This is a genomic window from Clostridia bacterium (assembly GCA_016887505.1).
Classification (GTDB): domain Bacteria; phylum Bacillota; class TC1; order TC1; family UBA5767; genus UBA5767.
In genome coordinates this window covers 249,676-265,070 of record CP069393.1, presented here as the reverse complement: position 1 = coordinate 265,070, position 15,395 = coordinate 249,676, and the positions used below count along the sequence as shown (strand labels likewise).

Here is a 15,395-nt window from a genome sequence, read left to right as displayed (position 1 = left end):
AAAAATCCTCTTTTTTTCCCATAATTATTCAACCAAAAATATTCCAAATCAGGTTCAAACTTCGTATAGTAAAGCAAACTCGCATCAGATCAACTACCTGCTTTCACTGCGATTGAATTTGTCCTGGTGCCAACTAGTCCTATTCCACAAAATCCTTGCCTAATTTTTTTCTTTCAATCGCCTGCTGCACCTTCAGCAGATATACCACCTAGCCTAAAGGTAGGCGCATCGAAATTCTTTTTTTGGGGGAAAGTTAACAATCTAAAGAAGGGCAAAAAAATGAGCAAGAAGTTTCAATATCTGCACTTACATGAAACTTCTTGCTCATAATATTTATTACGTTTTAGTTAAATCCAACACTGATCCTTTGTAATCTTCTGGTGAAAGATTCTTCCATTATTCTTATCTTCTTTCGCCTCATGATACTTGAAAAGCATATTGTTATTGTCCACCTGTCCTAGCACTTCGATTTTCCCGCTACTATGGGACATACAATAGCGAAAACGTTTCTCGTGACCATTTAAGTGATGCTTCGCTTTTTCCACCGTTCTTATGCCTTCAATCAGTGGAACTTGAAAATGTCCCTGCGCCCCTTTAACCGGTCTACATTGAAACAGGTAGTATGGTATTACGTGTTCCTTCGTCAACCCCCGCATCAGTTCAATTAGAACTTTGGCATCATCATTGATGCCTCGAAGCAGTACCGATTGATTATTGACCACAATGCCCATTTCTTGGATTAATCTTAGTGTTTTGCATGTCTTGTCGCTTATCTCCCGTGGATGATTGATATGAGTCACTAAATATAACGGTTTTTTCTTGGCGTATCCTTGTAGAACATCCAATAAAGCAGGGCTTTCTGAAATACGCTCAGGGTCCACTACGGGTACCCTTGACCCAATACGTATAAAATCCAGGTGCTTAATGGTAACCAGGCGGTCCAGTAACTCTGCAAGTACGGAAGCTTCAATCGTAAGGGGGTCACCACCACTGATTAGCACATTGTTGACTTCCTTGTGGGCTAAGACGTACTGGTAGGCATCCTCAAATCCTTGAATCATTTGTTGCTTCGTTAGACCTACCATACGCTTTCTGAAGCAGTACCTACAATACATCAAGCAAGTATTGGTCGCAAGAAAAAGTACTGTGGGTGAATACTTGTGCTGGACCCCAATTAATTTGGTATTGCAAGCTTCACCACTAGGATCCTCCGTTCCTCCTGCAGATAACTCCTTGATACTCGGCAAGCACATTTTCCGAATCGGGTCATAGGGATCGTTTTTATCAATCAGTGACAAATAATGGTCCGGTATGGACATGGGATACTGTTTGATTACTTTCCCAATTTCCTTTTTTTCCTGATTTGTTAATCCGAGTGCGTCTGCTACTGCTTGCGCAGTAGTAATATTAATATCCCGCATATATTCATCTCCTTTCTATACTTTTCATAATAATTATATCATAAGAAAAAGCTTTTCACTTTTTTAAGCTTATATATATTGCTCTTAGCAGCTACTTCCCCAAGCAGTCCTCCCCTTCGCTAGTTTGACTCTAGCACTTCATTCCTTATCAACCTACTGTAGTGTATTTCCCAAAAAAAAGAGTAACCTGCATTCAGCAGATTACTCTCATCCAACCCATATTTCTATACTTTAGGGCTTCGTAGCACAGTCTCTAGGATCTTCCTCAGCTGCCTTAGGCATAATCCAATGTTCCATGGCCAAGGCTACTAGCACACCCATAAATATGCCGTTTTCCAGGGTGCTACCCAGTACCGGCACATTTGCGAACGCTCCAGCAGGAATAAACATAAATCCACATCCTATGGTTAACGAGACACCCGCAACCATTAAATTCTTTTCCGTCATGCCACTACTAAAGCACGTTTTAAAGCCCATCGCTGCCATACGAACAAAGACACTCAACCCCACTGCATAGGCAACTGCATTGGGAACAGATGCAAAGAAGGAGCCTATGGGGGCAACTAGCCCCATAATCGCCAGAAAGACACCTCCGAGAAAAAGTGCATATCTAGACCCAATTCCTGTCGCCTCTATAAATCCGCCAGACATGGCAGCTGGGACCATGGGAATACAGGCCAATAAGGCCGCCAGCAAGTGAATAACACCACCGATTACCCCATAGTTTCGCATTTCTTTTTTTCCCATTTCAACACCCAATACCGAAGCTGCGCCGTTTACAGATGCAATTGAATTGGAATAATAAATCATAACCACAAAAACCGCGTAGGGAATCAACTCTAAATTTGCTATTGGCAAACCAAAAGCACCCACTTCGGGAATAGAAATGATGCTATGGGCATGAAGTCGGATAATTTCAAATCCTAATATTTTGTACATGGCGCTACCAAAAACTAATCCAATCAGGGCCACATAGCTTTTAAACCTGCCACCTCGTATGCTAATAATCAGGGTTACTAGGAAAAGGGAAAAGGAAAATAGGCTTAGTGCTGCATTTATGGTGCCATTTTCTATGCCCAACATGCCAATCACGACACTCTTCCCAATCTGAACCGTTATCAAAACCAAAGTAATCCCTAGGATACTAGGTGTGAATATTTTTTGCATGACGTCAATGGATTTAGACCAAGCCAAAACCAAAATTATCAACCCGGCTAGCATGGTCACAAAGGTAAGCTGGCCCAAAACTGCTTCCATGGAACCACCTCTTGCTAAAACAGATTGGCCAATCAGGAGGTAGATACTAAACCAAAAAGCAGCCACGCACTCGAATACTGTTATCCGGTGGCCATACAGTATCTGCAACATCGTAGCCACACCCAACAGCAGTAGCGTTCTTTGAATCAATGATTCTGTCGCCATTGCGTTGAATGAAAAATTCTTAGCAAGTAAAATGGGAAAAAACAGGTTCATACTTACTATCATCACAGCCCACTGCAATCCGTAAAAAACTGCTTCCAAGAAGGGGGGCCTATCCTTTAGTTTATATTTCATTATTCCTCTCTTTCTTTCTAATAGAATTATTCAAATACCATCTTTGACATATCGCTAGAGGTAGTAGCAGACAGTACTAGGACTATTACGGATGGCGATAAACTCATCCTGTCTTTATATCTTCCTCTACCAATACCCAGTGTTCCATGATTAAAGCCGTTATTATTCCAATGAAAATTCCATTTTCCAACGTACTACCCAGCAGGGGAATAGAAGAAAATGCACCGGGTGGAATAAACATGAATCCACATCCTACGGTAAGTGCTGTGCCTGTAAGCAACAGACTCCTCTCGCTCAGACCGCTTTCAAAGCAATACGTAAAGCCCATTGAAGCCATACGCATAAATACACTTAGCGCTACAGAATAGGCTACAACATATGGTACGGATGCGAAAAATGCTCCAAGCGGAGAAACAATGCCCATAAGGACCAGAAAAATCCCGCCTGCTAGAAGTGCTCGCCTAGATCCAACCCCTGTAGTCTTAATAAATCCGATTGAAGTTGCTGCTGGTACCATCGGCATTACGGCTAGCATGCCGGATAGTAAGTGAATCAATCCACCTACGATGCCTGAACGTCGAAATTTTCTCTTTTCTATGTCTACATCAAGCAGGCCTGCCACACCACGAACCGAAGCAATGGAGTTGGAGTAATATATCATGGCTACAAAAAAAGCCTGAGGGATTAATTCAAAATTATAGATAGGCTTTCCAAAATCCCAGATAGCTGGCAGGGCAAGAATTCCATCCGTCTGCACCGGTAGTTGGGGAAAGCCAAATACCGTATAGGCCAGGCTGCCGAATAGCAAGCCCAACAAGGCAACATAGCTCTTCATTTTTCCACCGCGCAGGCTGATAAGCAAGGTTAGTAAAAATAGCGAAAAAGAAAACAGGCTGATGGTAGGGTTGATAAGCCCCTCCTCAAAGCCCAACATACCTAGTACAATATTCTTTGAAATTTGAACCGTGATTAATAGCAAAGTTACCCCCAATATGTTAGGGGTGAAGAGTTTCTGCATGTAATCCACCGTTCTTGTCCAAGCTAGCATCAAAATGATTATTCCGGTTAGCATTACCACAAATGTAATCTGGCCTAAAGCAGTTTCTACGCTACCTCCTCTAGCCAGTACAGACTGGCTAATCAGCATATATATACCAAACCAATACGCGGCTATTGCCTCAAACACAGTAATCCTATGTCCAAATATCAGCTGTAAGATGGTCGCTATTCCCATCATTAGCAAGGTTCTTTGAATTAAGGCTTGGGTATCTGCCGCTCCAAGTTGAAACGTCTTAGCCAGTAGAATAGGATAAAATAGGTATACGCTTAGAATCATCAAAGCCCACTGTAGTCCATATAATATTGATTCCCCTAGTGGTGGTGTCTCTTCTAAACCATATCTCATGATACACTATGCAAGCAGCCGGCAGTTCTTCGCTCCGGTAGCCTGCTTCCCCCCTCGAATAATCTAAAACCTTGTTTGTTCGAGATTCTGCTGATTTTGTAAGCAAAAATATGCACATAATCCGTTCCCCTGACAGCGATTATTTATCCTTATCTCACCAACTGTAGGCGCACACATCTATCTTTTTCATTGTAGCATTTAGCGCATGGAAACGGAAAATAACTCGATTTTTCATTTTGACAATATATGTTCAATGTAATATATTGTTACTATGTATAATACCATAAATAGGAGTGTGTATGAAAAGAAGATTGATTCAATTTTGCATATTGATAATGATTGTACAGTTGCTAATTCCAGTTTCTGCTTTCGCCTTTGATGATGAGTGGACTCTCTACAATACGATTCCATATACCAGTGCCAAATACGAGCCTTCAGAAGGGGCCTATCTTGGCGCATATGTGCTCCAAGAAGTAAGCATCAACAACGATATGACCCTATTCAACCAGATGGTAGGAAAGAAACATGTCACCTATTTCAAATATTTGGGATATGGAAAACCTTTTCCCATAGATTGGGTTAATTCCATAATAGAGCTAGGCGGCATACCACATATCGCTTGGGAACCCAACAATGGCCTAGACAGCGTACAAGATGACGATTATCTGCGGCAATTTGCTCAAGATGCCGGTGCCGTTGATTGGCCTCTCTTTATACGCTTTGCCAGTGAAATGAATGGAACATGGTGTGCCTATTCTGGAGATTCTACGGCCTATATTGAAAAGTGGCGACTCGTTCACGATGTCATGGAGCAAGAAGCGCCGAAGGCAATGATGCTTTGGACGGTATTTACTTTTCCTGAAGAACAAATTGAAAAGTATTATCCTGGAGATGAATATGTCGATTGGGTTGGAGTCAACCTGTATAATGTAGTTTATCATAACAACAATCGCTACCTTGGTGCCATGGAAGAAGACCCACTACGGTTACTCGATTTTGTGTATGATACCTACAGTGCAAGAAAGCCCATACATATCACAGAATATGGCGTCACACACTATACCACTACAGATGATACCTACTACATCGATTTTGCCAAAGAAAAGTTATCGCGCATCTATGGAAATCTATTGACAAGGTATCCAAGGGTAAAAGCGATTACCTATTTTAACGTAAACAATGTTGATGCAGATAATGGAGTGTGGGCAAACAGACGTATCAACAATTATGCTCTCACCACAGAAGATGAGCTTATTCGCACATATTCAGACCTAATTAAAGATGAAAAATATCTAAGTGAAATAGAGGAAACACCAGAACCAACCCTTGAAACACTAAGTTTTAATTATCGATATTTTACCCATCAATCGAAACTGTATGTAGATTTGGATTTCTACACCAACAACCTAGGCTTAAAGATCGTTGAACAAGATGCTACGTCTGTCACATTATCAGATGGAACAACCTCCACCACCGTTCCAATCGTTAGAAGCTATAAAAAACGCACCTTCTACAATCGTTACTATACTATACAAGGTGTCCCCCTTAGAAGGGTTGCGGATTCCTTTGGCTACAACATCCTGATCGATTATCAACAGAAAAGTATTCTTCTGAAGTAACCAAAAAAGAAAAACTACATTCTCTGTAGTTTTTTCTTTTTTGCTGTATTACTTGCGATAAGCACAAACCTCATATACAATGAATTGTTGTACTGCAACAGAAATAAAGAAAGTTGGAACATATGAAAATCAATGAACTCGAAGTTTCTACGGAAACGCAAAATGCTTTACTGGATATGGGTTTTAATGACCTAACACCCATTCAGGAACAAACAATACCCCTTCTACTAGAAGGCAAGGATATTATAGGACAATCCCATACAGGTACTGGAAAAACAGCGGCTTTCGCCGTTCCTATACTAGAAAAAGTTGATCCCAGCAACAAGAAAACTCAGGCTTTAATACTCTGCCCTACTCGTGAGTTGGCTGTACAAGTTGCAAATGAAATCAAACGCATCGCTAAATTCAAGCAGCACATTAGAGTGGTCGCCGTATATGGCGGGGAACCAATCCATCGCCAAATCAACAACTTGAAGAAAGGCGCCCAGATTATTGTCGGCACGCCAGGTAGGACGATTGACCATATTGAACGTAGGCACACAATCAAAACTGAATTCATAAATACACTCGTTCTTGATGAAGCAGATGAAATGCTAAATATGGGCTTTCGGGAAGATATAGAACAGGTCTTGCAGAGCATACCCGAAGAAAAGCAAACCATTCTTTTCTCTGCAACCATGCCCAAACCTATTTTGGCTTTGGCAAAGAAATATCAAAATGACCCTGAATTTTTGAAAGTCGAATCTGCCATCGTTACAGCAGATACCATCGAGCAAGAATATTGTGAAACTAGCACAAAACATAAATTTGAAGCACTGCTTAGATTGATCGCTGCGAATACACCGAAGCGCTGCATCGTATTCTGCAATATGAAAAGCACAGTGGACAATATCGGAGAAAGGCTAGTTTCAGAAGGCATTTTTTCTGAAAAGATTCACGGTGATTTAAAGCAAGAACAACGTATGAACGTTCTGAAAATGTTTAATGACGGAAAGGTCAACATCCTAGTCGCCACAGACGTCGCAGCTAGAGGTTTGGATATTCACGGAGTGGACCTAATCATCAACTTTGATATGCCAGAAAAAGGTGAGTATTATGTTCACCGTATAGGTCGTACAGGTCGTGCCGGTAGAAAAGGTCATTCGATAACACTAGTAACCAAACGGGAGAAACGTCAATTAGAAGATATCGAGCGCTACACGAAGAAGAGTGTTACCAAAATTCTGATTCCGACTAAACAAGAAGTCCAAAAGTCAAGAATAGAACATCTAATTACTGAGCTAAAAGAAAATATAACAGAATCTACCTTGAACTTCTATTTGCCATTGGTACGAGAGCTAGAAGAAGATATCCCATTAGAACAACTCTGTGTAGCCTTATTACAAAAAAGCCTATCCATAGAGTCAGATTCTCAGTCTGAAGATATCAATGTCTGCTTTGAAAGTGCTACCAAGAAGACTGGTCGCCCTAACAAAAAACGTCCCATTAATAAGAATGCGACAAGGCTATTTTTCAGCGTGGGCAAAAAAGACCACATCAGCGCTAAGGATATCGTTCATGTTATCGTAAAAGAAGCCCAACTTTCTCCGAAAGCGGTAGGCAATATCGCAATCATGAATAATTTTTCCTTTGTAGATATTGACCGCAGTTGTGCCAAACCAGTTATCAAAAAATTATTCGGGAAAAAAATTAAAGGCAAACGCTTACATGTGGAAGAAGCAAAAGAATAAGGAATACCATAAAAAGAGGTCACCGGTTGGTGGCCTTTTTTATGCTTACTCCTAATGGCATGGTAAACAAAAAAGGACTTGCCTAGGCAAGTCCTTTCAATTAACTAGATGGTTTCAAGTACGCCGGTCATATCGTTGAACTTGTTGATCAGTTCATCAATCTTAGGCGTGTAAGTTGGGATTTGGCCCCAGTACTCTTTCCAATCGTACCATTGTGCATTCAGCTCATCTACTTCTCTAGCTTGTTGCTCAATCCAAGTATAGTACTTCAAGTTGTGAATTCTCTTCTGACTAATGTAGGTAAGTTCCAACATTTCATCCGTTTTAGCTGCAAGTACATGTTGAGCATGGTCAACAGCTGCATCTTGCACATCATATTTGCCGTTTCTTTCGTCTTTCATTTCTTTCAATCTAGAAACGTACATTTCAGCAGAGTCAGTCAGAACAGTTGCAATAACGTCCTTCTCACCCAATTCATAGTATTTAGCCATTTTAATAGCCATCATGATGTTTGCTGCACTAGAAATACCAACCCATGGCAGTTTTGCTACTAAGTCAGCATCCACGCCGATAGATTTCAGGTACTCGTGACCAGCTTCTTCATTGAAGAGTCTCAGCATAGCCAATGTATCTTCATCATCGATAGCAATGATCATATCTGTGTTTCGGATATTGTGAATCCATGGCACGTGTTTATCACCGATACCTTCAATTCTGTGACCACCGAAGCCATTGTTTAACAGAGTTGGGCACTGAGTAGCCTCACCAACTGCTAATTTTGCACCAGGGTATACAGTTTTCAGGAATTCACCAGCATGGGTAGTACCAGCAGAACCAGAAGTAAATACAGAACCGAAGAATTTCTCATCATCTTTCATGGAATCTTCGAGAACGCATTTCAGTCCATCACCAGTTACTTCATAGTGCCACAAGGTGTTACCAAACTCAGCGAACTGGTTGAAAATCATGATATTGTCTCTGGTTTCCAAAAGTTCCCAAGTTTTGTCGTAAATTTCTTTCACGTTAGATTCACAACCAGGAGTAGCGATTACTTCACCAGCTACTTCTTTTAACCAGTCAAAACGCTCTTGGCTCATCTCTTCCGGCAGAATTGCAATAGACTCACAACCTAGAAGGTTAGCATCAAACGCACCACCACGGCAGTAGTTACCAGTAGAAGGCCATACTGCTTGATGATAGGTAGGGTCGAACTGACCTGTTACCAGTCTGGGAACCAGACATCCAACAGACGGTCCAACTTTGTGAGAACCGGTTGGGAAAAATTTACCAACCATAGCAACGATCTTAGCATCAACGCCAGTAATCTCTTTCGGAAGCTCGATGTAATTAGGTACATCTACGAATCCGCCACCCTCAGGCTTTGCTTCGTTCTTCCATGAAACGCGGAACAAGTTGATAGGATCTAAGTCCCACAAACCAGTTTTAGCCAATTTGGCTTTCACGTTATCAGGTACCAAGCTGGGGTCTTTCATCTGAGCGAAAGTAGGAATTACAATATTCTTTTCCTTCGCACGTTGAACGGTTTTCTTAAGTTGTTCTTCGTTGACCGTCAAATCAATCAATTCGTACATTTTTATCTCCTCCTGTATTAAAATCTATCAATAACCTACAGATACTATATAACTAGAAATCGAAATTTTCAATAACATTTAATAAAATACTTAAATATTTAAGCAATTATTAATAATGAAGGGTAAACACCCTTAATTAGTTTCTTTTAAATTGCATTCTGTTCTTTTTCTCTGCAATAGAGCAAGGTCTCTCGATTGTGGTAATTATATTCACCTAAAGCTCGCATACCCGCCTTTTCCAGAACTCTTTTTGAGGCAAGATTCCTTTTATCAACTAGTCCAAATACCCGCCTATACGCTAAGTCCGTTAGAGCATACTCTGCCAAGTACTTGGCTAGTTCTGAGGCATAGCCTCTATCACGGTATTGTCGAAGCAGGCGATAATTAATTTCTAGGTCTTGATGTTCTTCAAATATAAAGGAAAAATACCCAGCCAATCCTATAAAATCTCCGCTCGCCAATTCGTACGCTGCATATTGGCCATAACCATCTTGATAATCTGACATGGTCTGGATTATATAATCTTTAACCTCAGCATCATTTTTAATTCCGCTAGCAGAATAAAACATGATTTCTTCATCTTGCAAGACCGACTTTATCGAATCTTGATGATTAAAGGTTATTTTCTGCAATCCCAACCTGTCTGTTTTTAAAAAGAACTCCATACAAAATTGCCTCCATACTTGAGCATTATAGCATAGCTTGGCATTTTGTCATCCCCTATAATGAAGTTCTAGCATCGCAGTACTCACAGCGATATAATTTCTTTTCCTTGTCGACCAATATGAAACCAATATCACCTACATTTTCATGCTTGCTTATGCAACGTGGGTTTTTACAATCTAGGATTCCCATCACTTTTTCTGGCAAGGACAGCTTAATCTTTTTAATGCGTTCACCGTTTTCCACGATATTCACCGTTACATTGGGGTCAATCAGGCCTAATACGGTCAAATCTACATTGATATCGTTCTCTATTTTAATTAGATCTTTTTTCCCCATCTTCTGGGAAGGTACATTACGCATCAGGACAACCACGTCTTCACTTTGGTCCAACTTTAACTGATTAAAAATCTTATAGCCTTTATTTGCTTCGATATGGTCGATGACTACGCCTTTTTTTAGTTTTGATACATTAATCATGGTCTACCCCTTTCTATTCAACGGATGCTCCCAGCAATTTCATAATTAGTGCCATTCTGACGAACATTCCAAATTTGGCTTGTTCAAAATAGACGCAACGAGTATCTGTATCTATTTCCTTGGAAATTTCATTAACGCGTGGTAGCGGATGCATAACAATCATGTTCTCTTTGGCCAGTTTCATCTTGTTTTTATCTAAAATGAAGAAGTCTTTTAAACGCTGATACTCATCTTCTGATACAAAGCGTTCTCTTTGTACTCTAGACATGTAAAGGATATCTACATCCCCGATTGCCGCTTCCAAGCTGTCTGTTAGTTCATAGCTATCGCTAGGTAGCTCATCCAATATATACTGTGGCATCTTTAATTCTTCAGGTGAAATCATTTTGAAGTGAATATTCTCATATCTTGATAGGGCTTTTACTAGAGAGTGAATTGTGCGACCAAATTTCAGGTCACCACATACTCCCACGGTTAAATCTTTGATTTCCTCGTGATAATGGCGGATTGTTAGTAAATCAGTTAGGGTTTGGGTAGGATGCTGATGACCACCGTCTCCAGCATTAATTATTGGCATATCTGTAAACTTGGAGGCTAGCTTTGCTGTACCTTCTCTAGGATGTCTGATTGCTGCAATGTCAGCATAACATGCGATGGTACGAATGGTGTCTGATAATGATTCACCTTTTGCTGTTGAAGAAGTGCTGGGGTCATCAAAGCCGATAACCTGACCACCAAGTCTTTGCATGGCCGCTTCAAAGGAAAATCTTGTTCTAGTGGATGGTTCATAAAACAGTGTAGCTAGAATCCTTCCCTTGCATGCATCTAAAAAACGTTCTGGAGATTGAATGATTTGATCAGCCAAATCAAATACTTGCTCCAACTCCTCTAGGCTAAAATCAAATGGCTCAATCAGGTGTTTACCTTTTAACATAGTACCTCCTTGTACCCTAAACATAAAAAAATGCCTTTCTCAGTACGAGAAAGGCTTATCGCTCTTAAGTAAATCATGTCCCTTTCTAGTATCTCGTACTAGCTTAAAGTTACTTCATTAAGAATTATATGCTATGGTAACAGGAATTGCAACCACGAATTTATTAACGATAAAAGTATTCTCCATTCATTTCAGTAAAGAATCGATCTTGCATATTTGAAAAAGGTCGATAATTGAAAAAGAGACAATCTTCGATATTGTTTGAACCCATCAAAGCCACTTTTGCCGCTTGCCAACTCGCATCAGAAGGTTCAATTTCCGTAAATCCATCCTTATGGGCTGGTGGAAACTGCGTATGCACATCAACCTGGAAAATTACATCATATACGGAATCGGGAAAAGCATCACTTTCCACCCGATTGAGTACTACGTTCGCTACAGCAATCTTATTTTCAATCGGTTGCCCCTTTGCCTCTACTTCAACAATTCTAGATAACCACAGCAAATCTTCCTCGTCGATTGGGTCAGCAATCAACTCCGGCGTTACGACAACATCTGGCTTATCAATATTTACATGAATGGTTTGTGGATTGTAGGAAATGCTAAAACCTAAATAATCCTTCAGCTCAGCGATAGGGACAAACAAACGTCCATCATGAAATGGCAACGGTTTGCTAAACGCTATTGCCTCATCGTCAATCAATGCAGTCGTCTCATCTGTCGCCAATTGCAGGATTCGATTATCCCCCATCTTGATTAAGGCAAGCTGATCATCTTGGCGCCATTCAATACTCTGGGCCCCCATAGCCTGGACCATGAAACGAATCGGTAGATAAGTTCGCCCGCTTTCCAGATACCCCAGCGTGTCCATTTCAATCGTCTGTTGGTTTACGCTCATTGTAACTGGAATATTATCTGCTAAACACGGTGCCGGCCATAGCAACATGGCCATAATCGCTATCAGTGACTTATTCAGGAAACTTTTCATATCTATCCTTTCTAATATACGGTATTTGCCAGTTTCTTTTCCATAACTAGCATGTCTTTGCTGGGACTGAGCTTCAACTCCTCGCTTAAGATCTTCTTATAGCACTTGTATGCGCTTAAGGCTTCGCCTACCCTACCCTGTTTTCTCAGAGTCTTAATAAGTATACGATATATGTCTTCACGGTAGCTGTTCTCTTCCAGCATCTTTTTACAGTATACCACGGCATTGGCATATTGTTGATTCGCAAGAGCTATATGAAGCAAATAGTACTGGCAACGTTCCTTTTTTTTGGCTACTTTGGCCTTTTCCTTTACTGCCCATTCATCCTTTACCTGAGTACTCAAGAAAGGTTTCTCCAACACTTTTAAGCTGGCTGAGAAGTGTTTTTTAGCATTACGATAATCTCTTTGCTTATAACATTCCTTTCCAGATTCATACTTTTCACGGAATTCAAAATAATCAATATGAGCATCCTCGGGAATTTCGAGCCAGGCTCGTTGCCGGTTTCGTTTCAGAATTTGTTCCAGTCCAATTTGTCCTAGAGTTTTTCCCAGCAAGCTTAAAGCAACTCTTAGATTGGCCAGTCCTTGCGCATTATCCGTGATTTCCGGCCAAAACTCCTTTGCCAAAGAATTCCTCGCTATGCGTTGGTCAGAATGCAATAGCAAGTATTGGAAAATCCCCTTTACTTTCCGAGTAGGCCAATCCTCCTCGCGTAAAACTTGCTCCCCACAACATATCTGACACTCTGAAAAGAGCTTAATTTTTAAATATGAATCCTCAGCACTAGTGTCCCCCTCCATAAGGTAGTCCGGTTCTATAAATCGCATTAACTGCGGGTGAACTTCCAAATACCTTTCCAGCAGGGCTATTTCATTGGAACGTCTCGCTACGGAAGCCGCTTCCACCAAATATTCAGACGCCAAAGACTCTCCTGCACACCCCCTTGACTCCTGAATCAAACTGGTGCGGGTCAAGGCTTCCATCACACCCAGATCACTACCAATCTTCTTTATGACGCCCAATGCTTCCGTAGCATATTGCAATGCCTTTTCCTGTTGTCCCTTGTAAAAATGCCATTGTGCTTCCTCTTGAAGTACTAGTGCAGAAAAGGATTCCCATTGGCAATATGTTTCCATCGCCTTTACTTCCCGAAGCAAGCCTTCAGCACGTTCTAAGCGATTGTTCTCAACGGCTATCCTAGCCCCCAAGAGGAGGCCCCTAAATCGCATCGTAGCACATCCTGTCATGCTAACATAGTATAGCATTTCATCAATGTGGGAACCTGCCATGTTCAGCTCATTCCTTAAGTATTCACCCATAGCAAGTACATAATATCCCCACAACTTGACATGGTCACTGTTGCTATTTTCAATTTTATGCGTCAAAACAACCGCCTGGTCATCTGAGTCAGATGGATAATAACGCATCCGATTGCAAAATAGATAATAGTATATCTGTTGAATTAAGCACTGGTCATTCAGCAGGCCCATGCCTTTTTCACCCAACAACTTATCTAAAAAGTGCTCATATTCATCCGGTGTAAATAAAAGCAAAAATAGGTCTTCCTCAAAGAAGATTCGCATAAAAAATAACCATACACTACTGTTGTCATGGCTCATGATGCGGTGCTTCATTTTCTTCATTCTTTGATGATCCATGGTATCAAGATTCATAATCCCACAAAGATAAGTACTCAACAATTCGATTTGTGCCAAATTACCATCATTTTCGAAAATTATCTCTTTTTGCACCTTTTGTAGGAATTGCTCTGCTTCAACAAATCGTCCCAGCTGCAAGCAACTAGACACTACCAGCATCGCCGCCGTAGTTAAAAAGCTCTCATTCCGGTCTAAGCATTGTTCCCACATATCGCAAAGTTTTCTAGCAAAGCGCCATTTGGAAGCACTATGTCCCACATAATGCTCATGCAAGATAGAAAGCAACAGTATCTCAGGACTCGTCTCATTCTTTCTATTTTGCACCATATCATAGCATGCGTTAATTGCACCAGGATCCGATACAATATCCACTTTGGATAGTACTTCGTGCATTACCTCTTGAAAAAGGTCCGTATTTTCGGAAGCTGACACAATAAAAAGCGCTTCCTTCCACCTTTTTGTTTGTTGCAAGTATTCTACAGCCGATTCTTCTTGTCGTCTTTTTTCATCCTTGTCACATAGGATATAGGCCAATCTTTCCAGTGCTTGTTTTAGGGGCATGCAACACTTGCAGGTATCCCAATCCAACAAGGTAATCATTCCTAGATTAGCCAACTTACGCACTGTACCTATGTGATTCATTTCATCTGACCATAGTTGGTCTACTGCGTATAAATTAAAGGTATCAAAGTAGCGAAGTATGCTTATCCATTTTAATTCCTCATTCGTAAAATTCTTTTCGAGCAACCAAGTGAAGCCTCGAATTAATTCCTTTTTCGCACATACTAGATTAAATCCTGTGGCAGACTTGTGATTTGACAATATTTTTAAAACCAAAGCAGCATCACCATCTGTCATGGATAAGATATCATCACATTCGATATCTTTGATTTCTTCTCCAACTAACAATCTCCTAAGTTCTTTTTCTTCAAATCGTAAATCCTGAAGCATAAAGTTTGTAGGGACTAAAGCAGCTGACCGTTCCAGTATCTCAACATTCACCTCATGATTGCTAAGAATAATAATCTTCCCATGTAAGCCCTTGGTGTGTAATGCAATGTTCTTATTTCCATTTTCCAACTTTGCTTTCCGGATATCTAATAAATAGATTTGCTCTTCTTTCGTAAAATCTATACATACGCCTTGATCTTTAACAATTGAGCATTCCACTTCTACTAGTGGTATATCCGTCGTCCAAGACAAGATTTCTTGAAAGAACTCTGTAGTATAAAATTCATGCAAACCCATGAATACCACGATATCGGAGTGGTCTAAAGACTTCTGCAATGTTATGGAAAAATTTGGAATCTGTTGTGCTCGCATTTGTCTGTTCATGCTATCCTCCGTA

At 40.6% G+C, this 15,395-nt stretch carries 12 protein-coding genes; 2 read left to right on the top strand and 10 right to left on the bottom strand.

Annotation, left to right across the window (positions count from 1 at the left end):
- Positions 1-347 precede the first annotated feature (347 nt).
- The 4 genes from JR334_01175 to JR334_01160 form a co-directional block, all read right to left on the bottom strand.
- Positions 348-1,421, bottom strand: a complete 1,074-nt coding sequence (locus JR334_01175; GenBank protein QRN85875.1) for a KamA family radical SAM protein — start codon at positions 1,419-1,421, stop codon at positions 348-350.
- Positions 1,422-1,652: 231 nt separating this feature from the next.
- Positions 1,653-2,975, bottom strand: coding sequence for a purine/pyrimidine permease (locus tag JR334_01170; GenBank protein QRN85874.1), 1,323 nt, complete (start codon positions 2,973-2,975; stop codon positions 1,653-1,655).
- A 103-nt stretch (positions 2,976-3,078) separates the two neighbouring features.
- Complete coding sequence (locus JR334_01165) at positions 3,079-4,311, bottom strand: purine/pyrimidine permease (GenBank protein QRN85873.1); 1,233 nt, start codon at positions 4,309-4,311, stop codon at positions 3,079-3,081.
- Positions 4,268-4,498, bottom strand: a complete 231-nt coding sequence (locus tag JR334_01160) for a hypothetical protein (GenBank protein QRN85872.1) — start codon at positions 4,496-4,498, stop codon at positions 4,268-4,270. Before JR334_01160 ends, JR334_01165 begins: the two co-directional genes overlap by 44 nt.
- 181 nt (positions 4,499-4,679) lie before the next feature.
- On the opposite strand from JR334_01160, the gene JR334_01155 reads away from it, so the two are divergent.
- Together JR334_01155 and JR334_01150 are read left to right on the top strand one after the other, a co-directional pair.
- Entirely contained in the window at positions 4,680-5,999 is a 1,320-nt protein-coding gene (locus JR334_01155) for a copper amine oxidase (GenBank protein ID QRN85871.1), read from the top strand.
- Between the two features lie 122 nt (positions 6,000-6,121).
- Positions 6,122-7,729, top strand: a complete 1,608-nt coding sequence (locus tag JR334_01150; GenBank protein ID QRN85870.1) for a DEAD/DEAH box helicase — start codon at positions 6,122-6,124, stop codon at positions 7,727-7,729.
- A gap of 104 nt (positions 7,730-7,833) precedes the next feature.
- Here the strand turns inward: JR334_01150 and JR334_01145 are convergent, their stop codons facing one another.
- The 6 genes from JR334_01145 to JR334_01120 all read right to left on the bottom strand — a co-directional run bounded on the left by JR334_01145 (position 7,834) and on the right by JR334_01120 (position 15,382).
- On the bottom strand, positions 7,834-9,321 hold the full coding sequence (locus JR334_01145; protein ID QRN85869.1) for a pyridoxal-5-phosphate-dependent protein subunit beta: 1,488 nt from the start codon (positions 9,319-9,321) through the stop codon (positions 7,834-7,836).
- Between the two features lie 146 nt (positions 9,322-9,467).
- Positions 9,468-9,986 (bottom strand): GNAT family N-acetyltransferase, encoded by a 519-nt coding sequence (locus tag JR334_01140; GenBank protein ID QRN85868.1) that lies wholly within the window; start codon positions 9,984-9,986, stop codon positions 9,468-9,470.
- A 55-nt stretch (positions 9,987-10,041) separates the two neighbouring features.
- Positions 10,042-10,464, bottom strand: a complete 423-nt coding sequence (locus JR334_01135) for an aspartate carbamoyltransferase regulatory subunit (GenBank protein QRN85867.1) — start codon at positions 10,462-10,464, stop codon at positions 10,042-10,044.
- A 13-nt stretch (positions 10,465-10,477) separates the two neighbouring features.
- Positions 10,478-11,398, bottom strand: coding sequence for an aspartate carbamoyltransferase (pyrB, locus tag JR334_01130; GenBank protein ID QRN85866.1), 921 nt, complete (start codon positions 11,396-11,398; stop codon positions 10,478-10,480).
- Between the two features lie 163 nt (positions 11,399-11,561).
- Positions 11,562-12,386 carry a cell wall hydrolase gene (locus JR334_01125; GenBank protein QRN85865.1) on the bottom strand — a complete coding sequence of 275 codons (825 nt, stop codon included), beginning with the start codon at positions 12,384-12,386 and terminating at the stop codon, positions 11,562-11,564.
- 11 nt (positions 12,387-12,397) lie between these two features.
- Positions 12,398-15,382, bottom strand: coding sequence for a hypothetical protein (locus tag JR334_01120; protein QRN85864.1), 2,985 nt, complete (start codon positions 15,380-15,382; stop codon positions 12,398-12,400).
- Between the last annotated feature and the right edge of the window lie 13 nt (positions 15,383-15,395).